The sequence below is a fragment of the Clostridium sp. chh4-2 genome (assembly GCF_002899675.1).
Lineage (GTDB): Bacteria > Bacillota > Clostridia > Lachnospirales > Lachnospiraceae > CHH4-2.
Map to the genome: position 1 here is coordinate 254,603 of NZ_PKUU01000005.1, position 22,366 is coordinate 276,968.

General features: G+C 46.2%; 21 protein-coding genes and 1 pseudogene. 9 read left to right on the forward strand and 13 right to left on the reverse strand.

Annotation, left to right across the window (positions count from 1 at the left end; all coding sequences use genetic code 11):
- Nucleotides 1–7: 7 nt before the first annotated feature.
- Nucleotides 8–1,585, forward strand: a complete 1,578-nt coding sequence (locus C0033_RS07525) for a recombinase family protein (protein ID WP_103227252.1) — start codon at nt 8–10, stop codon at nt 1,583–1,585.
- Nucleotides 1,586–1,613: 28 nt separating this feature from the next.
- Here the strand turns inward: C0033_RS07525 and C0033_RS07530 are convergent.
- The 3 genes and pseudogenes from C0033_RS07530 to C0033_RS27415 all read right to left on the reverse strand — a co-directional run.
- A pseudogene (locus C0033_RS07530) lies at nt 1,614–1,808 on the reverse strand (manganese catalase family protein); the annotation flags it as partial.
- A 1-nt stretch (nt 1,809) separates the two neighbouring features.
- Complete coding sequence (locus C0033_RS07535; protein ID WP_103227253.1) at nt 1,810–2,067, reverse strand: spore coat protein CotJB; 258 nt, start codon at nt 2,065–2,067, stop codon at nt 1,810–1,812.
- Complete coding sequence (locus C0033_RS27415) at nt 2,067–2,540, reverse strand: spore coat associated protein CotJA (RefSeq protein ID WP_103227254.1); 474 nt, start codon at nt 2,538–2,540, stop codon at nt 2,067–2,069. The genes C0033_RS07535 and C0033_RS27415 overlap by 1 nt, the downstream gene beginning before the upstream one ends.
- Nucleotides 2,541–2,866: 326 nt before the next feature.
- On the opposite strand from C0033_RS27415, the gene C0033_RS26925 reads away from it, so the two are divergent.
- Nucleotides 2,867–3,172: a hypothetical protein gene (locus C0033_RS26925; RefSeq protein WP_180994615.1), complete on the forward strand. Its 306-nt coding sequence runs from the start codon at nt 2,867–2,869 to the stop codon at nt 3,170–3,172.
- 226 nt (nt 3,173–3,398) lie between these two features.
- Nucleotides 3,399–4,781 (forward strand): GGDEF domain-containing phosphodiesterase, encoded by a 1,383-nt coding sequence (locus tag C0033_RS07550; protein ID WP_103227255.1) that lies wholly within the window; start codon nt 3,399–3,401, stop codon nt 4,779–4,781.
- Nucleotides 4,782–4,790: 9 nt separating this feature from the next.
- On the opposite strand, the gene C0033_RS07555 is transcribed toward C0033_RS07550, so the two are convergent.
- The 3 genes from C0033_RS07555 to ftsH all read right to left on the reverse strand — a co-directional run bounded on the left by C0033_RS07555 (nt 4,791) and on the right by ftsH (nt 8,082).
- Nucleotides 4,791–5,192 (reverse strand): CBS domain-containing protein, encoded by a 402-nt coding sequence (locus C0033_RS07555; RefSeq protein WP_103227256.1) that lies wholly within the window; start codon nt 5,190–5,192, stop codon nt 4,791–4,793.
- A gap of 107 nt (nt 5,193–5,299) precedes the next feature.
- Nucleotides 5,300–5,914 (reverse strand): sugar O-acetyltransferase, encoded by a 615-nt coding sequence (locus tag C0033_RS07560; protein WP_103227257.1) that lies wholly within the window; start codon nt 5,912–5,914, stop codon nt 5,300–5,302.
- Between the two features lie 197 nt (nt 5,915–6,111).
- Nucleotides 6,112–8,082, reverse strand: a complete 1,971-nt coding sequence (gene ftsH, locus C0033_RS07565; protein WP_103227258.1) for an ATP-dependent zinc metalloprotease FtsH — start codon at nt 8,080–8,082, stop codon at nt 6,112–6,114.
- Between the two features lie 548 nt (nt 8,083–8,630).
- Here ftsH and C0033_RS07570 point away from each other — a divergent pair.
- The 4 genes from C0033_RS07570 to C0033_RS07580 all read left to right on the forward strand — a co-directional run bounded on the left by C0033_RS07570 (nt 8,631) and on the right by C0033_RS07580 (nt 12,531).
- The gene (locus tag C0033_RS07570; RefSeq protein ID WP_103227259.1) at nt 8,631–10,229 is read left to right on the forward strand and encodes a CTP synthase; all 1,599 of its coding nucleotides are present in this window, start codon (nt 8,631–8,633) and stop codon (nt 10,227–10,229) included.
- Between the two features lie 178 nt (nt 10,230–10,407).
- A complete protein-coding gene (locus C0033_RS07575) occupies nt 10,408–10,605 on the forward strand; it encodes a hypothetical protein (RefSeq protein WP_103227260.1) in 198 nt (65 codons plus the stop codon).
- Nucleotides 10,602–10,757 (forward strand): hypothetical protein, encoded by a 156-nt coding sequence (locus C0033_RS26930; protein WP_180994616.1) that lies wholly within the window; start codon nt 10,602–10,604, stop codon nt 10,755–10,757. The genes C0033_RS07575 and C0033_RS26930 overlap by 4 nt, the downstream gene beginning before the upstream one ends.
- Nucleotides 10,758–11,157: 400 nt before the next feature.
- On the forward strand, nt 11,158–12,531 hold the full coding sequence (locus tag C0033_RS07580; RefSeq protein WP_103227261.1) for a [FeFe] hydrogenase, group A: 1,374 nt from the start codon (nt 11,158–11,160) through the stop codon (nt 12,529–12,531).
- 125 nt (nt 12,532–12,656) lie between these two features.
- Here the strand turns inward: C0033_RS07580 and C0033_RS07585 are convergent, their stop codons facing one another.
- Nucleotides 12,657–13,505, reverse strand: coding sequence for an SDR family oxidoreductase (locus C0033_RS07585; RefSeq protein ID WP_103227262.1), 849 nt, complete (start codon nt 13,503–13,505; stop codon nt 12,657–12,659).
- Nucleotides 13,506–13,584: 79 nt separating this feature from the next.
- Nucleotides 13,585–14,631: a mannonate dehydratase gene (uxuA, locus tag C0033_RS07590; protein WP_103227263.1), complete on the reverse strand. Its 1,047-nt coding sequence runs from the start codon at nt 14,629–14,631 to the stop codon at nt 13,585–13,587.
- A 478-nt stretch (nt 14,632–15,109) separates the two neighbouring features.
- On the opposite strand from uxuA, the gene C0033_RS07595 reads away from it, so the two are divergent.
- A complete protein-coding gene (locus C0033_RS07595; RefSeq protein WP_103227264.1) occupies nt 15,110–15,994 on the forward strand; it encodes a helix-turn-helix domain-containing protein in 885 nt (294 codons plus the stop codon).
- A gap of 18 nt (nt 15,995–16,012) precedes the next feature.
- Here C0033_RS07595 and C0033_RS07600 read toward each other — a convergent pair whose 3' ends face one another.
- Nucleotides 16,013–16,345: an AzlD domain-containing protein gene (locus tag C0033_RS07600; protein WP_103227265.1), complete on the reverse strand. Its 333-nt coding sequence runs from the start codon at nt 16,343–16,345 to the stop codon at nt 16,013–16,015.
- Nucleotides 16,338–17,039, reverse strand: a complete 702-nt coding sequence (locus tag C0033_RS07605) for an AzlC family ABC transporter permease (protein ID WP_103227266.1) — start codon at nt 17,037–17,039, stop codon at nt 16,338–16,340. Before C0033_RS07605 ends, C0033_RS07600 begins: the two co-directional genes overlap by 8 nt.
- A 134-nt stretch (nt 17,040–17,173) precedes the next feature.
- On the opposite strand from C0033_RS07605, the gene C0033_RS07610 reads away from it, so the two are divergent.
- Nucleotides 17,174–18,079, forward strand: coding sequence for a radical SAM protein (locus tag C0033_RS07610; RefSeq protein ID WP_103227267.1), 906 nt, complete (start codon nt 17,174–17,176; stop codon nt 18,077–18,079).
- Nucleotides 18,080–18,086: 7 nt separating this feature from the next.
- On the opposite strand, the gene C0033_RS07615 is transcribed toward C0033_RS07610, so the two are convergent.
- The 3 genes from C0033_RS07615 to C0033_RS07625 all read right to left on the reverse strand — a co-directional run bounded on the left by C0033_RS07615 (nt 18,087) and on the right by C0033_RS07625 (nt 22,366).
- Entirely contained in the window at nt 18,087–19,262 is a 1,176-nt protein-coding gene (locus C0033_RS07615; RefSeq protein ID WP_103227268.1) for a malic enzyme-like NAD(P)-binding protein, read from the reverse strand.
- Between the two features lie 402 nt (nt 19,263–19,664).
- Nucleotides 19,665–20,657 (reverse strand): ABC transporter permease, encoded by a 993-nt coding sequence (locus C0033_RS07620; protein ID WP_103227269.1) that lies wholly within the window; start codon nt 20,655–20,657, stop codon nt 19,665–19,667.
- Nucleotides 20,654–22,366: an HlyD family secretion protein gene (locus tag C0033_RS07625; RefSeq protein ID WP_103227270.1), complete on the reverse strand. Its 1,713-nt coding sequence runs from the start codon at nt 22,364–22,366 to the stop codon at nt 20,654–20,656. Before C0033_RS07625 ends, C0033_RS07620 begins: the two co-directional genes overlap by 4 nt.

Below are 22,366 nucleotides of genomic sequence, written 5' to 3' on the forward strand. Positions count from 1 at the left end.
TGATACAATGCTTGACCCAAACGGCACCTATTTTGCCTACTTACGCAAATCCCGGGAGGATCGGGATGCAGAACTGTACGGAGCGGAAGATACGCTGGCCCGCCATGAATATATCATTAAAGATCTGGCCGGCCGTTACCATATAACAATCGCAGCCTGGTATAAAGAAGTCGTTTCCGGAGAAACCATCACAGACCGGCCGGAAATGCAGCGCATGCTGTCGGATATTGAGCACATACGCCCTGACGGTGTCCTGGCCGTGGAGGTGGAACGTTTAAGCCGCGGCAATCCTCAGGACCAGGGACGTGTAACCGACACCTTTAAATATGCCGGCACCTTGATTATAACGCCTATGAAAATCTATGATCTTCAAAAAGAAAATGATGAAGAATGGCTGGATTTTGGTTTAATGCGCAGCCGCATGGAATACAGAACCATCAAACGAAGAATGCAAAACGGCCGCACCACTTCTGCCATGCAGGGAAAATATATCGGCAATATTCCTCCTTACGGATGGGTTCGGAAAAAACTTGAACATGAAAAGGGATATATTCTGGAACCAAGTCCTGATACCGGGTGGATTTTAAAACTCATTTACACTTTGATGGATACCGGAACCGCAGAAACCGGTTACATACCGGCAGGCGCCTCCATGACCGCTCACACTTTAGACAGCATGGGAATAAAACCGCCCAAAGGAGACATCTGGGACGCCGGTTCCATCACAAGAATCGCTAAAAATCCGGCCAATATCGGATTCGTGCGGATTGGATACCGCAAGCAGAAAAAGGTTATGGAAAACGGCACTCTGAAAGTCTCACGTCCGGTCAACGACGACTGCCTCCTCGTCCCCGCCCGCTGGGAAGGTCAAATCCCCCCTGACGTCTATAACCGCGTCTGCCATAAATTAAATCACACGAAAAAAAGCTCCTCGTTTCCTGCCGTTCAAAGCCCTTTAGCAGGGCTTATCCGCTGCAGCATCTGTGGTAAAATTATGCGCCGCCGGCCGGCCGGAACGCGCAATAAAGCGGATACCCTGCAATGCCGCACCTATCACTGCCCCACGGTCGGCTCCTATTACGATTTGGTAGAAGAGCGCCTTTTAATCATACTGGATCAATGGCTGGAAAATTATAAAATAAAAATTGACCCTAACGCCCCCGAAGACTGGCAGACCGCATTCGATTCCAGGCAGCGCATCAAACAGGAACTGGAGACTTACATCGCTTCATTGGGCCGTCAGCTTTCCAAAGTGCATACCTGTTTTGAAAATGATATTTATGATCTGGATACCTTCCAAGAAAGAAGTCAGGCAGTCAAATCAGAATTAGAGGAAAAAGAAGAAAAACTGAGATGTATTATTGACGAACTGTCTAAAATCAGAGAACATATAGAACAGAAGGAGGCATTTGTTCCCTTTTTCGAACACATGCTGGATTCTTACCGCCGTTCAAAAGATCCTGTATTTAAAAATACGCTCCTCAAACTGCTTGTGGAACGGGTAGAGTATACGAAAACGGAACGGGGAGGGCGAACCGGAGAGCATAACGACCGTTTTGAACTGAAGATCCATGTTCGGATTTAGATTTTTACAGCTCCCCTCTGACACCGGACTCTTCCGTTCCGATGTCTGTGAGCACGGCTTTACATTCCTTATACGGCATCGCGTATCTTTGGGAAAGGTAGCGCATCGCTGCAGCTGATTCTCCGTCCGGGCCGCCATATTGACTCATTATAAACTGTGCCATCTTAGGATTCTGTGTGCTGATATTTACAGGATACTGTAATCGCTTTTCATAAGACCACATACTATCTGCTTCCCCCTTCCCAAGGCCATTTGTCATCAACCCAATTCCAGTAATTTCCTGGATTGACCTGATCTTTCATCATAGGGCCGCACTGAGCCTGATATGCATTCATTGCCTCTGCTCGCATTTTCTTCACATCCTGATAGTAATTTAAGGCTTCCTTATCACATGGATGGGTATCCAGATAAAGGGTCACATCATCTAAAGCAAAGCTGGACTCATTAATCATCTGCAAAAGCTGGCTGCAGTCATAATTCATTAACGGCACCTCCCCATCACAAACGGAAGATCCAGTTCCGGGAAAATGGTTCCCCGCTGGAATCCGCGGTCTAATGCATATGTCTGTTTCCACTGCTGCCATGGAACATATGACATGCCAATTGGATAATTTTCCATTCCTCCTACTGAAGTATCAGGGCAGAAAGAAGACTGGTTCATTACAGGGGACACCTTGCCGCAATTCATAGCTGGAGCAGTGCCCGGAGCGGAAATACCTACATTAGTACTGCCGCTTAAAACAGCATTCGGAGTGAGATTTGGTGAAATACTTGCATTCCGGTTCATGTTACCGGTCATATCAATGCGGGACGGTTCCATAGCCGGGCGCGGCTGAATAACAGGAGGCCTGAGGGGAGGTGTTCCCGCATTACATCCACAATTTTGCGATGTGCCGGCAGTAAACTGAGGGCATCCTAATTGTGAACGTCTCTGATTCGTATAATTACAATCCATATACAGATTGCTCCTTTCATAATAAAGACTTATACTTATAATCTATGTAATCCCAACGGTCTTGTGCAAAACCAACTTAAAATTTTCTTTCTTCTATAATATGGAACTTTATCCTATGGTTATCTCTTCTCTATCTAAATTACGCTGCTTCCATCCCGCAATCCCCATCTGCAGATTAACCGTTCAGCCGTCCTATTTACCGTTCCGGACATTCTCTTTTAAATCAGGAACACTTTATCCACTTTCTCATATGATATAGTACAAACCTAAATAATTAAAGGAGATTTAAATTATGTGTAATAGATGTTGGAATTCTTGTAATAGATGTGGTAACAATAGTTGTGGATGCGGTTCTTGCGGATGTGGTTCAAATGCAGGATGCGGCAGCAATGGATGTGGAATCAGCAATGGCTGCGGATGCAACAGCGGATGCGGATGCAACAGTGGATGCGGATGCAACAGCGGTTGTGGTTCCTGCGGCAGCAATTGGAACGGATGCGGATGCGGCAACAACTCTGCAACCCGCCGTGCTTTCCGCGCCGGTTACCGTGAAGGTTTCCAGAACGGTTATCAGAACGGCTTCGCAGACGGTGCCCGCACCAACATGCCTATGCCGATTGACAGCGGTATAATCGCCGACACCTGCTCCGGCAGCTGCAATACCGGCTGCAACTCAGGATGCAACTCCGGCTGCTAATAATTATCTTTCAGGGGCGCGGTACAAATTCCGCGCCCTGCTATTTAACGGATTAACTTTTTTCAAGTTCGGAAACTCATAAAACTGATTATCCTTGTTTTTATCCCGGATTTGTATTACAATTAATGTCATAACCAGTGAATCTTAGGAGGATTATTACTATGAGCTTATTCCGGAAAAAGCAAGACAATAATGAGAAAATGAAAGCGTCTGTTGAACCGGCTTCACCATTATCTGTTCCTGCTGAACCAGCCGACAACAGCCGTAATTTATGTTATAAACAGCTTGAAAAACTATTTGTTCCCGACAGCAGCGCAAAAGGCGTCGTTTTGAAATTGTATATTGAGAATTTCAAACGTCTGAATGATGTATTCGGCTATAATTATTGCGAAGAGCTGTTGACTCAGATCATCAGCTACTTGGAAGAAACGACAGGATCTGTTGTATACCGCTATATTGGTGTGGAATTTATTATTATATTGGACCGTTTTACACAGGGACAGGCCTCCCAGCTTGCCGACGAGGTGCTGGAACGGTTTGATTCCGTTTGGAAGATCGACAACACCGATTGTCTGTGCTCCGTTCAGATTGGTCTGTGCTCTTATCCGGGACATCCGGCCAGCGCTTCTGAATTATTAAAGTATCTGGATCTTGCAATCGCACAGGCTTCCGAACACGGACCAAACCAGTCGGCCGTTTTCGATACCTCCTTACATAACAAATATATCCGCAAACAGACCATTGCCATGTACCTTTCCACCGCATTGGAGAATAACGAGATCGAGGTCCGTTACCGTCCCACCTATCATATCGGACGGCAGCGTTTTACCCGCGCCGAATACTATATGCGCATTTTCATTAAGGGACTGGGTCTGATCGGAGCTGCTGAATTTCTTCCAATCGCCGAGGATTCCGGCCAGATCCGCACAGTAGAATACTTTGCTCTTGATCATGTGGGCGCATGCATTGCCGATTTAATCAAGTCCGGAAAAGAATTTGAGTCCATCGCCCTTCCAATTTCTTCCGTTTTATTCCTTCAGGAAGACTTTTTAGACGAAGTTACACGCATTATGGATAAATACCAGATTCCAAAAGGAAAACTGGCTCTGGAAATCCAGGAAAGCGCACTGACAACAGCTTTCCTCAATATTAATATCATGATGCAGCAGCTTTCCGAGATGGGCGTTGAACTGATCCTCAATGATTTTGGAAGCGGTTACTCAGGAATCTCCAACATCCTGGATATGCCTGTCAATACGTTAAAATTAGAGCGCATGTTCGTATGGCAGCTGGAAACCAATCCGAAGTCCGCCCATATTATCGACGGCTTAGTCCAGATCGCCAAACATCTGGAATTGAACATCATCGCAGAAGGCGTGGAAACAGAAAACCAGATATCAAAACTCACTTCCTTCGGCTGCGATTACCAGCAGGGATTTTACTATTCCCCAACGCTCAGCCAGGAAGTGCTGATGAACATCATGGACACATCTTTAGAAGAGTCCAGACTGATTTTAAATGCAGAGAAAGAAAAAATGAAGTAGGCCGCCGGCCTACTTCGCTTTTTCATAAAAATACTTTATTATATCTTTTCGTTTTATAATTCCAATAAAATTCTTCTGGTCATCAATAACCGGCACAAAATTCTGATTTAATGCCTTGTCCACCAAATCCTCCATATTGGAATCGGCCCTTACCGGCTGATTGTCTAAGCGTCTGTGAATCGCGGTTATGGGCACCATCTCCGCATCCCGCAAATTCAAGTCAAACTGGTTTTTAATTCCCCAAAGCAGATCTCCTTCCGTAATCGTTCCTATGTATCTTCCATTTTTATTAATCATCGGCAGTGCAGAATACTTATGATATTCCATCTTCTCCAGAGTCTGCCTCAATGTATCATGATCATAGATATAGGCAACATCACTTTTTGGTGTCAAAAAAAACAATATATTCATATCTGATCTCCTATCTGCTATCTTTTATCACAACCAGTATAACACGAATATGCAAAAAATATCTAAAAAATCTTTTAAACTTTCCTAATTTTTCCTAAAATTTACCATTATAGACAGTAGTCGTCCACATCAAACAAATGATCTTTATAGTAATATTTTTTATCCTCTTCCGTAATCGCCCGAATCACCCTGCAGGGATTGCCCACAGCGATCACATTATCCGGAATATCTTTCGTTACCACGCTGCCGGAACCGATCACCACGTTATTTCCTATGGTTACCCCCGGATTGATCACCGTATTGCCTCCAATCCACACATTGTCTCCAATCGTTACCGGAACACCGTACTCGTAGCCAATATTTCTCGGCTCATGATGAATCGGATGCCCTGCCGTATAGACAGCCACATTCGGCGCGAACATCACGTTCTTTCCGATGGTCACCTTCGCCACATCCAGAATTACCACATTATAATTGGCATAAAAATTCTCGCCCACCTCAATATTATAACCGTAATCACAGCGAAATGGAGGTTCAATGTAAACCTGTTCCCCTGTCTTTCCAAGAATCTTTTTAATCATAGCAGTTAACTGATCCATATCATCCGGACGGACAGCATTATATTCATAAATTCTCAGTTTATTCTCCATTCTCTCTTTATCCAAACCATCCAGCCAGGCTTTATATGGAAGTCCTGCCAGCATTCTCTCTTTTTGATTCATCGGTAATCTCCCTGTTTTGATTTTACATAAATTACAACTTACCGGCCATGATTGCTTTAAAAATTAAAAATAGAAAATGGAACGAATACCAAGATTCCTCCAATCCGGCTCTTGTCCCTCGTCCCATTTCCCTTCTTTCTTCTTCCCGGCATCCTCCGGTCAACAAAGTGACTTTTTCGGCATTCCGCCTTTTTATTCTATAAATTCTGCGGTTCCTCTGCCGTTTCTTTCGAATCCTGATCCCTCTCTGCATTCACAGCAGCTTCCGGAATATCAGCGGCCTTCTCTTCTTCTGCTGCCTCAACGTTTCCTGCGTTCCGCATATTTATACATTGATGGAATATTTCCATAAATTCTTTTCCTGTAATCGTCTCTTTCTCGATCAGGAATTCAGCGATCTTATCCATCACATCTCGGTTTTCGCTCAAAAGACGCATCGCTTCATCATAGGCTTCTTTCAGGATTCTCATAACTTCCTGATCCACCTCAGCAGCGGTGGCATCCCCGCAGTCCATAACCGTACGTCCGGTCAAATACTGGTTTTCCTGAGTCGCCAGTCCCATCAATCCGAACTTATCGGACATTCCGTATTGGGTAACCATAGCGCGTGCCAGTCTGGTGGCCTGCTCGATATCATTTGCCGCGCCCGTTGTGACGGTATCGAAAACAATCTCCTCAGCCGCACGCCCTGCCAGATATCCCACCAGCATTGCATGAATCTCTTTCTTCGTGTTCAGGAACTTCTCTTCTTCCGGCACATGCATCACGTATCCCAATGCTCCCATGGTTCTGGGAACGATGGTGATCTTCTGAACCGGCTCCGAATCCTTCTGAAGAGCGCTGACAAGCGCGTGTCCAACCTCGTGATAAGATACAATTCTTCTCTCTTCATTATTGAGCACACGGTCTTTTTTCTCTTTACCAACTAAAACCACTTCCACCGCTTCGAACAAATCTTTCTGTGATACGGCATTTCTTCCGTTCTTAACGGCCAGGATGGCGCCTTCATTAATCATGTTCGCCAGATCGGAACCAACTGCGCCGGATGTGGCCAGTGCAATGGCCTCCAGATCAACCGTATCGTCCAGAGAGACGTTCTTCGCATGAACCTTGAGGATATTGACACGGCCCTTCAAATCCGGCTTATCCACGATAATACGGCGGTCAAAACGGCCCGGTCTTAACAGAGCCGGATCAAGGATCTCAGGGCGGTTGGTGGCCGCCAGCACTAAAAGTCCCTTGGATGAATCAAAACCGTCCATCTCAGAAAGCAGCTGGTTCAATGTCTGTTCACGCTCATCATTGCCGCCACCGAACTTGGAATCACGGCTCTTACCGATGGCATCCACCTCATCGATAAATATGATACACGGTGCAGATTCCTGCGCCTGTTTAAATAAATCGCGGACACGTGATGCGCCCACACCAACAAACATCTCCACAAAATCAGAACCGGACAGGGAGTAAAACGGAACTTTCGCCTCGCCTGCCACTGCCTTTGCCAAAAGCGTTTTACCGGTTCCGGGAGGTCCTACAAGCAGGGCTCCTTTTGGAAGTTTTGCACCGATGTGGGTATATTTCCCGGGGTTGTGCAGGAAATCCACAATCTCTACCAGTGATTCCTTGGCCTCATCCTGTCCCGCCACATCTTTAAATGTAACTCCGGTTTCCTTCTGCATATAGACTTTGGCATTGCTCTTGCCAACTCCCATAATGCCTCCGCCGCCCATACGCTTCATCATCAAATTCATAAAGAATACGATACAGATAAACGGTAGCAGGAAACTCAAAATCGTCTCCAAAATCATACTGCTGTCCTGCTTGGCCTGCTTGACCACAGCCCCTGATTCCAGCACACGGTCTGATAATTTATAATCACTCATGCGGACCGTATAGTATTTAATAAGCGGCGAATAACCTTCTATGCCTTTCTTAGGTGTAATCTGAATCGTTGAGCTGTCAATGATAACAGATTCAACTTCTTTATTCTCAAGCATGCCGACAAACTGATCATATGTCAGCTCTTCCGTTGAGCTTTTCGTCATTAAATCCTTCATCAAGGTAATAGAACAAAATGTAATCACAGCAGCAATCACCAATATGAGTAGCGTCTGTCCATTCTTGGGCGCTTTGCCATTTTTATTATCCTGATTGTTCTTGTTCTCCATATGTGTATAATCTCCTATCTGAACAGCCTGATATGACCATTCTTTTCTATTATAGTGTTCCTCCAAACATAAATCAAGAAAAGAAATATAAAATTGTTATAAAGTGAACTCATCCTGTTTCTGTCCACAGATTCGCCATTGAAGAAAATGAATAAAAAAACTTAAATATTTCCCAAATTTTTGTATATCCTTATAATCGACATTTTTTTACTGGTATGTTATTATAATTAACGTAAACCCCCCCAATACATTATATAGTTTTTGCTACACCCCATAAGAAACGAAATACCTTCTCCTTGAAAAGGCCAGCTACCCCGCTGGCCTTTTTACTGTCTAAAAAGCTCCCACTTTATTTTTTTAACTTTTTTAAAAAGTTCTGGATTTCTTCCATCCCTAGTTGTATAATATGAAAGTTATTTTTCAGAGGCGGAATATCCGCCGTGTTACTATTCACGGCCTAAGCGATCTCTGCCGTACATATGCAGGACTGCATATGCACATAATAACTACCAATCAATTGCTACGTACACATGAAGGAGGTTAAGATTATGCCAGTAAAATATGTCTTTGTCACCGGCGGCGTTGTATCCGGTCTTGGAAAAGGCATCACCGCATCATCATTAGGCCGTCTGCTGAAAGCTCGCGGCTACAAAGTCACCATGCAGAAATTCGACCCATACATCAATATCGATCCGGGAACCATGAACCCCGTACAGCACGGGGAAGTTTTCGTAACCGACGATGGTGCTGAAACTGATCTGGATCTTGGCCATTATGAACGCTTTATCGACGAAAGCCTTACAAAGAACTCCAATGTTACCACCGGTAAAGTATACTGGACGGTTCTTTCAAAAGAACGGCGCGGCGATTTCGGCGGCGGCACCGTCCAGGTAATTCCACACATCACCAACGAGATCAAAAGCCGTTTTCACAGAAACTATTCTACTAATGAGACAGAAATCGCCATCATCGAAGTGGGCGGTACTGTTGGCGACATCGAAAGCCAGCCATTTCTGGAAGCAATCCGCCAATTCCAGCACGAAGTCGGCCACGATAACGCCATCCTGATTCACGTCACCCTAATTCCCTATTTAAAAGCTTCCGGCGAACTGAAAACAAAACCCACCCAAGCCAGCGTAAAAGATCTGCAGAGCATGGGAATCTGGCCCGACATTCTGGTCTGCCGTTCTGAAAAGCCTTTAGATGACGGAATCCGCGGTAAAATCGCATTATTCTGCAATGTTCCGAAAAACCACGTTCTTCAAAACCTGGATGTGGAAGTTCTTTACGAAGCTCCATTAGCCATGGAAGAAGAGCATTTGGCCCAAGTTGCCTGCGAAAGCCTGAAACTGGACTGCCCGGAGCCCGACCTTGACGAGTGGCGCGCGATGATCGATGCCTGGAAACACCCGGAACACGAAGTGACGGTTGCTCTTGTAGGCAAATATACCCAGCTTCACGACGCCTACATTTCCGTGGTAGAAGCTCTAAAACACGGCGGCGTAGCCAATCATACCCAAGTCAACATCAAATGGGTGGATTCCGAAACCGTGACCTCCGATAATGTGAACGAAATCCTGGGCGATGTAAAAGGAATCCTGGTTCCCGGCGGCTTCGGAGACCGCGGTATCGATGGAAAGATCCTTGCCATTCAGTATGCGCGCGAAAACGGTATTCCATTCCTCGGCCTCTGCCTGGGCATGCAGCTTTCCATTGTAGAATTTGCCAGAAATGTCATCGGTTATAAGGATGCCCACAGCGTTGAACTGATGCCCTCCACAACCCATCCCGTGATTCACCTGATGCCCGATCAAAATGGTATCGAAGATATCGGAGGAACCCTCCGTTTAGGCTCCTATCCCTGCGTTTTGGACAAGTCTTCCAAAGCATTTGCATTATATAAGGAAGAAACCATTCACGAGCGCCACAGACACCGCTATGAAGTCAACAACGATTACCGCAGCGTCCTGACCGGCAACGGCATGATGCTTTCCGGAATTTCCCCCGACGGCCGTATCGTGGAGATGGTAGAAATCCCTGCCCACCCATGGTTTATCGCCACTCAGGCGCACCCTGAATTAAAATCCAGGCCAAACCGCCCTCATCCTTTATTTAAAGGCTTTATCGAAGCGTCTTTAAAATCCTGAACCAATTAATCATAAAATATAAAAAACCAGAAGATGCTAAAAATGTCTTCTGGTTTTTCTTCTTCCGCCTTATCAAAATTTCCCTCCCGGACATAATAAATAATATTCTTAACTGTTCAGTACCCTCAGATCCACTGAACAGCTGCGAATATTCCTTTAAAGAAAGAAGGTGAGGCAAATGATTGACAACGAAGAAATGCCAATCGGATTTACCCTGGCTCTGTCACAAAACACGGACTCCATGATAAAATTTTCCAATCTGTCCACCAGCGAACAGGAACGTATCATCGACCGCGCCCGGCAGATCAAATCCAGAAAAGAAATGCACCAATATGTGAGTAATCTGTCGTCAAATGAAGGAGGCAAATTTTCATGAAAGACAAAAAAGTATCCGAAATGGATGACATCGATATTATGGCCTGTTCCACAATGGACTGCACCGGCCTGATCCCCTCTCTCCCGCAAAATGACGAGGAGCTGGAAAACTATAATGACCTTTATCCTTTTGAACCAACAGCCAAGGATTAAAACCATGTATTCTGTTATTACAGCACAGGCGTGGCGGTTCTTTCTTAGCTATGGGTGCGGGGCTGTGCCGGAGGGATAATATCCCGTGTCCGCCGGGCTTCCTACTCGCCGTAAAAATGAACGTGACTGTCGGACACAAAACGCATGTGTTCGCAGGTCACGTTCATTTTTACGGTTCGTATCCAGATGGCGGTACACTGGGATATTACCCCTCCGGCACAGCCCCGCACCCAAAGCTAAGAAAGAACCGCCACGCCTGTCCCAATTTCTATCCTTATTCATCTATGTCTCTAAAATTCTTTCATTCCATTTCTAAACTTCTTGACATTATTTCTCATTTAAATTATAATATTAGTATTAATTACTATTATTATATTTTAAAAGAAAGGATACCACACCAATGACAAAGCATCTATTTTCCGACATCCGAATTCCCGTTTCCGAATCCAACCCTTCCATTTTCCGCCACGAGGACCTCTGTGTCAAATGCGGCCAATGCCGCCGCGTCTGCGAAGAAGACGTGGTAGTTGGAAAGCTTTACGATCTTTTTAAAACAAATGATGAGCCAATCTGTATTCACTGTGGTCAATGCACCAATGTATGCCCGGTCAATTCCCTGACTGAAAAGGAAGAATACCAGCAGGTCAAAGCCGCCATCCGGGACCCGGAAGCCATCGTCATTTTCAGCACTTCTCCATCGGTGAGAGTTGGTTTAGGCGAAGCATTCGGCATGCCAAACGGCAGCTTTGTAGAAGGCAAGATGGTATCCGCGCTCCACGCATTAGGCGGCGATTACATATTGGATACAAATTTTGCGGCCGATTTAACCATTATGGAAGAGGCTTCCGAACTGGTATCCCGGATTCAGAGCAAATCCGCTCCTCTTCCACAGTTTACCAGCTGCTGCCCCGCCTGGGTAAAATTTGTGGAAACCTTTTATCCCGATCTTCGCAGCCACATTTCATCAGTAAAAAGCCCGATCGGCATGCAGGGCCCCAGCATTAAAACATATTTTGCAAAACAGATGGGAATCGATCCGACAAAGATCGTAAATGTAGCCCTGACCCCTTGTACTGCTAAAAAATTTGAGATTCGCCGTGAAGAAATGAATGCCAGCGGCAAATATTACGGCATAGAAGATATGCGCGATATGGATTATGTGATCACCACCCGGGAACTGGCCAAGTGGATGAAAGAAGAAAATATCCAGTTAAACGGACTTCCTGAAGGAACCTATGATTCCCTTATGGGCACTGCATCCGGAGCCGGCGTGATCTTCGGCAATACCGGAGGCGTCATGGAAGCCGCCGCCCGAACCGCTTACCACCTGATCACAGGTGAAAATCCACCCAAAGATTATTACACCCTTGTTCCGGTACGCGGCGTAGACGGCATAAAAGAAGCCAATGTAACAATCAACGGCATCCCATTAAGGATAGCAGTCATTCACGAAATCAAAAACGCAGTTCCGGTCCTGGAACAGCTGAGAAATGGCAGCAGCCCCTACGATTTCATCGAAGTGATGACCTGCCGCGGCGGCTGCATCGGAGGAGGCGGACAACCCAAAACAGAAGTCCCCATGACCGATATGGTCCGGTTCGCGCGAATCGCTTCCCTTTATAACCGGGACAGCAGCATGACACTGAGGCTGAGTCATGAAAATCCTGATATTATTAAAATTTATCAGGAATTTTATGAGAAACCCATGAGTGAAAAGGCGGAGGAAATGCTGCATACGGTGTATTTTGACAGAAGCGGGGACTTGGGAATTTAAAATTTACATAAAGGGTGAAGGCATTTCGGAAAATGCCTTCACCCTTTACATTAAATCCTCAAGGCATTTCCAGAAATGCCTTCACGTTTGATATAAATCTTTTTCTCATTTCTATAATCAGCCAACTACACTCCAGAATAAGCTGAAAATCCACCGTCAACCGGTATAACAACTCCATTAACAAATCCGGCCGCCTGATTGTTAAGCAGATACAGCAGCGTTCCGTTCAATTCTTCCGCCTCCCCGAATCTTCCCATCGGAGTTGCCGCCAGAATCTTAGCGGTTCTTGCCGTTGCGCTTCCGTCTTCGTTAAACAGAAGTTTCTCATTCTGCTTTGTAACAAAGAATCCAGGTGCAATTGCATTCACGCGGATATCCGTCTTTGAGAAATGAACCGCAAGCCACTGGGTAAAATTGCTGATAGCAGCCTTTGCGCCACTGTATGCAGGAATCTTAGTCAGTGGTGTAAATGCGTTCATAGAGGAAATGTTAACGATATTGCATCCCTTTCTCTCCACCATATCTTTTGCAAAGATCTGGGTTGGCAGCAGGGTTCCGATAAAGTTTAAGTTAAATACAAATTCCACTCCGCCCTGATCCAGGTCAAAGAAAGAAACCGTATCCGCCTCGATATCGCCTACTTCAAAATATTCCTTGGTTGTCTGTGCTTTCGCATTATTTCCGCCTGCGCCGTTGATTAAGATATCGCAAGGTCCTAAATCCACCAATACTTTTGCATGGGTTTCTTCCAGGCTGTTTCTTTCCAGCACATTTGTTTTATATGCTTTGGCAACGCCGCCTGCCGCTTCGATGTCGTCCGCCACTTTTTTAGCCGCATCTTCATTTAAGTCCAGAACTGCCACCTTTGCTCCCGCTTCTGCAAGAGTTTTTGCGAACATACCGCAAAGAACGCCGCCTGCGCCTGTTACAACTGCCACTTTACCTGATAAATCTGTTCCGAATGATAATCCCATGATAAATACCCGCTTTCCTTTTATTTTATATAAAACTTCTGCAGCTTTATGCAGTTTTAAACCGTTTCCATCCAGGTCATTAGCTCATCTTTTCAATTGCTTCCCATAAACCGTTGATATAAGTTGCTCCTAAAGCACGGTCATAAAGGCCGTATCCTGCCCGTCCTGTCTCGCCCCAGATCATACGTCCGTGATCCGGTCTCACATATCCGGTGAATCCATTGTCATGAAGCGCTTTTAAGATGGCAAACATATCTAAGGAACCACAGCTGGAAAGGTGGGCTCTCTCTTCAAAACCATTGTCCAGAACAGCCACATTTCTCACATGTGCAAAATGGATTCTGCCCATGGCTGCATATTTTCCGGCCATCCGTACCACATCGTTCTTTGCGGAACATCCTAAAGAACCGGTGCAGAGCGTGATTCCGTTGTGAGGATCATCCACTAATTTCAGGAATTTATCCAGGTTCTCTTCACATGTGATGATTCTTGGAAGGCCGAAAATGCTCCAGCATGGATCATCCTCATGAATCGCCATGTTAACGTCGCATTCAGCTGCAACCGGAATAATTGCTTCCAGGAAATATTTCAGGTTGTTCCAGAGATCCTCTTCCGTCATCGCATTGTATTCCGCTACCACTGCCTTTAAACCGTCTCTTGTATAGCTGGAATCCCATCCGGGAAGGGTTAAATCGCTTTCGCTTTCAAGCGGATTCACTTTGTCCACCTGCTCCTGATAGTAAACCAGGGATGTGGAACCATCCTCTAACACATGATCCAACTGGGTTCTTGTCCAGTCGAATACCGGCATGAAGTTGTAGCAGATACATTTGATTCCGGCTTCCGCAACGCGGCGGATGTTTTCGCAGTAGTTGGCGATGTATTTATCACGGCTCGGTTTACCTAACTTAATATCTTCGTGTACCGGGATACTTTCAATTACGTCAAATGCAAGTCCCGCATCTTCCACCTGCTTTTTCAGCTTTGCGATGCTCTCTTTGCTCCAAATCTCACCGACAGGAACATCGTAAACCGCTGTTACAATTGAATTCATACCTGGAATCTGTCTGATATTCTCCAAGGTAACTTTATCGTCCTCGCCATACCATCTGAATGATAATTTCATCTTTTCCTCCATTCTGCCGCGTTAACGGCCTGCTCTGTTTTGAGCATTTCACGTTTTCTTGTTTCTGATCTCATTATAACAAAACTGCCTTCAAATACCATTGAGATAATTGCCGTTCACATTGCAAAAGTTGCTGTTATGCACTATAATAAATACAATCAATCGTTACTGTTGACATTCCCGGCGGCCTCTGCCGTCCGTTCCGGTTTTGGCAGTTTGCAGGAATTTTCCAGTGACTTTGCAGGGCATTAGCAATTCTTAACGCGCAGAATTTTTCGTTCAAGGGAAATGTCCACCTGTTTGAGCGTAGCGAGTTTGGGCATTTCCCTTGGTTTTTAGAAAAATCCTGCACGTTTAGAAGTGCTTATGCCCGAAACCGGAACTGGAAAGTTCCTGCAAACTGCCAAAACCGGAACGGACGGCAGAGACCGCCGGGAATGTAAACAGTAACAACCAATCCCTATAGAAAGGAACTCTGATGAAAAAAGATCTCTCCACCGGATTTGATACCAGGCAATATATGATGCCCGGAAATTATGAAATCTTCTATTATAATGATGCTAAGATCAACCGGATCTCGGCGCATTCCCACAGCCACTATGAATTTTATTTTTTTCTGGAAGGCAACATGGATTATGAGGTAAATGGAATCACCTATTCCCTTCAATACGGGGATTATATGCTGATTCCGCCCCAAATCCTCCACCAGCCCCATTTTCACAGCGATGATATTCCGTACCGGCGTTTTGTTTTCTGGATGAGCCCGGCTTATTTTGACAAGCTTTGCCAAACGGACCGTGATTTTGCCTATGGTTATGATTATGCCCTGAAAAACCAGCATTATCACTTCCGGCCTGATTTTATTACCGCGCAGGAAATTCAGGGGTATCTGTTGGATTTAATAGAAGAATGCAATGGAAACCGGCCGTTTAAGGAGATGAAGACACAGCTGATGAGCGCTTCCTTTCTGCTCTATATCAACCGTTTAAGCTATGATCTGCTGCATCAGGTTTCTCCTTCCTATGAAAATGTGCTCTATCTGAATCTCTGTGATTACATCAACAACCATTTGGACGAAGATCTTTCCTTAGAGCAGCTGGCATCCTTTTTCTATGTGAGCAAATACCATATTTCCCACATTTTTAAGGATAATATGGGAATTTCCCTCCATCAGTACATCACCAAAAAACGTCTCCAGGCAAGCAAAAACGGAATTCTTTCCGGAATTCCGTTTGGACAGGTCTATCAGCAGTATGGATTTAACGATTACACCAGCTTTTACCGGGCATTTAAAAAAGAATTCGGCTCCTCACCAAAAGAATTTAAAGAACAACATAAAATGCCGGAGGATTACGTCATGTAACCCTCCGGCCCAGCCGTTTTAAGCGAATACAACCTGAACCAATATCATATAGAGAATGGTTCCCGCTCCGATGCTCAGCAGAGAATTCCCTTTCCACCGGTGAAGAATCACGATGGCAAGCACTGCGATCAGCTCCGGCAGTGCGTGGGGATAAGCCTGAAAGGAAATCCCTTTTAAACAATAGACAACCAAAAGCCCGATCGTCGCATAAGGCAGGGTTTTTCCGAGAAATTCCACATATTTAGGAGTCTTCTTTCCCGCCGGAAACAAAAGAAACGGAAGAAACCTGGTGATCACCGTACCCAGCACCAGCGCTCCAATTATCAAAATTCCAAGAGTCACATCAATCACGTTCTTTCTCCCCTTCCCTCTTATATTTTACCGTCAGAACCAGCAGAATCAAAATCATGGCCGGAATGATAAAGGCGGACGCCCCCCATATCACCAGACAGACCACGGAAGCCAATATGCCGATCACCGCCGATGCATGGCCTTCTTTCGCCTTCCACTGATCCACAAAGATCACCACAAACAAGGCTGTCAGCGCAAAATCAAGTCCTGTGGTATCAAATGTGATCAGATTTCCCAAAAGCACGCCGATCAGAGTCCCGGCCACCCAGTAGCACTGATCCAGCAGCGAAGCCCAAAGATAAACCCAATCCTTATCCAGCGTCCCCGGCACCCGTTCATTGCACAAAACAGAAAATGTTTCATCCGTCAGGGAAAAGATCAGATATGGCTTGAACTTTTTCACATCCCTGTATTTATCCAGCATGGAAAGCCCATAAAACAGATGCCTGGCATTGATCATCAAGGCCATCAAAAATGCCGTCAACGGGCTCACCGCCGCCACCAAAAGAGTAATTCCCACATACTGCAGGCTTCCCGCATAGACAAAGACGCTCATCGCCAGCGCCCACCAGATTCCATATCCATTTACATTCATTAAGATTCCGTATGCCGCCCCCAAAAACAGATACCCCACCATCACCGGGACGGTACGTGGGAACGCATATTTTAATGCCGCTATCCTTTTATTTTCCATAATACTCCCTTTTTCTTGCGTTATTCTGCTAATTTTCGTATACTGGGTATACAAAATAAGGCCATTAAAAATCATTTTATAGAGAATTTCATTCTTTGTCAATAAAACTCAAAAGTAAGAAACGAGGTTTAAACATGAACTACGAATCCTGCCAGTTATGCCCCCGAAAATGCCGCGTAAACCGCACCCAGACCACCGGATACTGCAAAAGCGGCTCCGCCGTCAAAGTAGCAAGAGCCGCTCTTCATATGTGGGAAGAGCCATGTATCAGCGGCGCCAATGGCAGCGGCACCGTCTTTTTCTCCGGCTGCACACTGGGCTGCTGTTTCTGCCAGAATTATCAGATCAGCCAGGAAGGCTTCGGAAAAGAGATCTCCATCCGCCAGCTTTCCGATCTTTTCCTCCGGCTTCAGGATCAGGGCGCCCATAATATCAACCTGGTCACCGCCACCCAATTTCTGCCTTCCATTATGAAAGCCCTCGATCTGGTAAAACACCGGCTCACAATCCCGGTGGTCTATAACAGCGGCGGATATGAAAGGACAGAAACCATCGACCGCTTGGACGGCTATGTGGATATCTGGCTTCCCGATTTTAAATATTATAACAATGATCTGGCCAAACGTTACTCCAATGCAGCCGACTACTTTGAAACAGCTTCCCAAGCCATCGCCCGGATGATAGAGAAAACCGGCGAGCCTGTTTTTGACTGCCAGTCATCCGGCCAGCCCCTCATGAAAAAGGGCGTAATCATCCGCCACATGGTCCTGCCCGGATGCAAAGCCGATTCCTTTGCACTCCTCCACTGGATCAGCGAAAACCTGCCTAAAGGCCGGTATTACATCAGCCTTATGAGCCAGTACACCCCTTTTTACCACAGCAAAGATTTCCCGGAAATCAACCGGAGGATCACTTCCTATGAATATCAGAAGGTGGTGGACCTGGCGCTGGAGCTTGGGCTGGATCAGGGTTTTATGCAGGAAAAAAGCAGTGCGAAAGAAGAATACACACCGCCTTTTAACCTGGAAGGAGTCCAGTAATCAATCCCTATTTTCTCACCGCTCCTGATTTAACAGCAGCTTCTGCAATTCTCATTGCCACATGAGGAGCCACTCTTGGGTCCAATGCCGCCGGAATGATATATTCCGCGCATAATTTTTCCGGTTCTACCAGTTCGGCAATTGCATAAGCTGCGGCAACCTTCATATCATAGTTGATATCCCGCGCTCCCGCATCCAGCGCTCCGCGGAAAATTCCCGGAAATGCCAGCACGTTGTTGATCTGATTTGGGAAATCGGAACGCCCTGTTCCCATCACCTTAACCCCGGCTTCAATCGCCTCTTCATACATGATCTCAGGAGTTGGGTTTGCCATGGCAAATACAATCGGATCCTGGTTCATGCTCTTCACCATCTCCGGCTTTAACGCTCCGGCCACGGAAACACCGATAAACACGTCCGCTCCCACAAGAGCATCCGCCAGGGTTCCTCTCTTATCCTCTAAATTGGTGATATCGCAAAGCATCTTTTTATGATCCTTGATTCCCACTTCCCGCTCTTTATATAAAATTCCGTTCTCATCACAGGCGATAATATGTTTCACACCTGCCGCTAACAGCATCTTGATGATCGCCGTACCCGCTGAACCGGGTCCGTTTAAAACCACGTGAATCTCTTCCATCTTCTTATCCACAACCTTTAATGCATTGATTAAAGCCGCTGTGACAACGATAGCCGTTCCATGCTGGTCATCGTGAAATACCGGAATATCCAATTCTTTTTCCAGCCTCTCTTCGATCTCAAAACATTTGGGAGAAGCGATATCTTCCAGATTAATTCCGCCGAATGTAGGAGCCAGATATTTTACCGTCTTTATGATCTCTTCCGTATCCGTTGTATCCAGACAGATGGGAAATGCGTCCACATCGCCAAATGTTTTAAACAGAATCGCCTTTCCTTCCATAACCGGCATAGCCGCCTCCGGCCCGATGTTGCCAAGTCCCAAAACAGCGGTTCCGTCGGATACGACTGCTACCAGGTTGCCTTTTGCCGTATATTTATATACATCCTTTTTATCCGCATGAATCTTCCTGCATGGTTCCGCAACGCCGGGAGTATATGCTGTGCTCAGATCATCTCTCGTCTGAACGGGCACCTTGCTGACCACACCGATCTTTCCTTTGTTTTCTTCATGCAATTTCAGCGCTTCTTCATTGTAATTCATGTTTTCCTCCATTCTCACCGCATGTCCGCGATTTTACCGCCATCCTGACGCGGCATAAAACTTTGCAATTTCCTTACTTAAAAGAATACCCCAAATGGCATGATTTGTAAATGTTTTATGCTCTTCCAGGCCAAAAAATGTAACAGTTCAGCCTTCCGATACCTGCGCGGGCTCTGTCTGTTTCCATGGCCTTTCCTGTGACTTTGCAGGGTATTAGAACTTCTTAACGCGCAGAATTTTTCGTTCAAGGGAAATGTCCACCTGTTTGAGCGGAGCGAGTTTGGACATTTTCCTTGGCTTTTAGAAAAATCCTGTACGTTTAGAAGTGCTTATACCCGAAACTGGAACAGGAAAGGCCATGGAAACAGACGGAGCCCGCGCAGGTATCGGAAGGCTGAACTGTTACCCAAAAATCATTTTCACCACACATAGAATGGAAAGCAGGGAAGCCCCCATTCCCACCGCGGTCTTTTTCACCACAATCCGGACCCATTGAGCGGAAGGTACAGAGAAAAGACGGCTCATATTCTCCTTTATCTCCCTGCACCTCGCCGCCCAGAAATCAAAATCCGACCATTTGGTAGGTATGAACTCCTGGGGAAATGTCATCTGTTGGCTGTTTAACAGAAAGAAAAATGCCAGGGCCGAAAACAGAATTAAAAATATCGGTATTCCGTCCATGGAACTGCTTTTCTTATATTGTCTTCTGAATTCATACAAGCCGCAGAAAAAAAAAGAAATAATGGCCCCATAAAGAAAAAGTACGGAACCCGCGCCAAAAAGCGCACCGTCTGCGCACACGGATTCCGAACCGATCCCATAGCGGAATAAAAGCGTCTGCGCTTCTGTTTTTCCGTTCTCTCCTTTTCCGTAATCGAATAGGAGATATTCAAACTTCTCCTGACCATCGGACGGCACCAGCACCAGCTTTTTCTTTTCATCCATAACGCCCTTGATTTTATATGATTTTCCCATACAGAGAAGCTCCATTCCTATAACCTGATCGGAGCCGAACAATTCCATGGCAAGGCCGCGGCTGACTACGCAGCCGCCTTTATCCTTGGAATACCCAAAACTTCCAACGGATAAACGCACCGGATTCGCCAGCTCCTTGGCCCCATATACAGTCACGCAATCCGCCAGAATCCGCTTTCCCAATGTGCCGCTTTTTATCTCCACCCCTTCTTCCACTCTCCAGGCGGCAAACTGGGGCAGTTCCCGTATGGCGTCTTCTTTCTCCCGGCTTTCCATCTCTTCCAACGCTTTTTGATCCGGCCCTTTTTGGGCGGCATAATGAAAAAATACCTGGCCGCTGTGATTCAGAACGGAGGAACCGGCCGCCATGCTGATTCCCAGCAGGAGGACAGCCGCCCCAATGCTTATCCATCGCTTCATTTTGTCACCACCCGTACCCGGTCGCCTTCCCTGACCTCTTTATTTCCGGATGTGATGATTTTTGTATCCGCCCCTAAAGGTCCTGATACGGCGGCAGACGTGCTGCTTTTCTCAATCACATCCAGATGAACTCTCACCGCAGCAAGCTCTTCACCTAATATGGTTTTCTTAGGTTCCGCCACAAGACAGAAATATCCGGTATTGTCCTCTCTCAGCGCTTCAATAGGGATGACGGTTGGATATATTCCGGATTCCATCCTGATGCTGAAACTGGCGCTTCCGCCTAAAACACCCTGGCCTTCCGGCATCACTGCCGTTATTTCCGCTTTATCCTCTTCGGACATCTGATTCACCGTCTCAATCTCCGCCTCAATACCGACCTGTTCTCCGGGATTTTTCACCTTCATCTTCAGCCCCGGCTTTATCAGCTTGGAATCCTCTTTATCGATCTGTGCTTTGAGCTTCAAGCTTCCACAGGCCATTTTTATCTGCTTCCCTTCCGGAATGGAATCTCCGTCATTCAGCCCTGAATCCACCATAATCCCATCGGATGAGGCCAGAATCTGACCGTTTTGTCCGGCCAGCCGGTCGATTTTTTCCAGCTTCTTTTCAATTGCCTGAAGGTCAAGTTCCATGGACCGCTGTCTCAGGCGGGATGATTCCCTCTGCACCTGTTCTTCGGCCATTGCGCCCGCATCAGAAACTCTGGCATTCTCCAGTTTCTGCATGGACTGGTACAGGTTTTCCTCCAAACTGTTGACCTTGCGCCTTGCTTCTTTTAACTTGTCTTCCTCCGCCTCCATGGCCGTCTCATAATTTTTCCTCAATTCTTCCTTAGCCTCTTCGCTGCCATAATCCACATCTTCGTAATCCGATTCAGCTGCATACATCTTCGCTCTGGCCTCTTCAACCAGCACATCCTGTTCATCCTTTGTCTCTTCCAAATCCTCCTCGGCTCTCTCTAACGCCAACTCCGCATCGGCGATGGCCTCTTCCGATTCATCCTTTTCTATCAGCTTATCCAGCTTCTTCTGTTTGTCATCCACTTCCCTCTCCGCCCGTCTCACCGCGGAATCCCGGCTGATCTGCGCGGTTTCATACATGCGTTTCGCACTTTTAAATGTCCTCTTCGCCTCTTCCTTCACTTCTTCCCGGGACCTTCCCAGCTTTCTCTGATATTCCTGCTTTAAATCAGCTGTTTTAATGGAATACTCATCCAATGCTTCCGTCAAATCCTGATTTCCCAGTTCCAGCGCCTTCTGATCCGCCTCAATGGCCTGAAGCGCCAGAGTTTCCTGGGTCACTTTTGGTATCGGCGTGGCCGACAGTTTTTCCTGCTCCAGCAAAAGCTTCGCCTTCTCCAGTTCGGTCTGAAGCCGTTCCCTTTCCTCCTCTAACGATTCCTGCTGCACTGTCAGCACATTTTCCCCAGCCTTTATTTCCTGTCCCGGCATCTTCTCGATCTTTCCCACCTTCAGCCCTTCCGGAAGGCTTATATAAACCATATTATCCGCCGCGTAAGTTCCTTCCCCTTTAAATTCATAGTCCACCACTCCCTGTTTGGCCCTTTCGGTCTGTACTTTCGCAACGGTCACCGCATCCATCGCCCTGGACAAAAAAGTGAGGATCACCATGGATACGAGAAAAATAATCAATGTTTTTTTGCATAAAATCCCTATTTTTTCCTTACTGATTCTCTCTTTATCCAT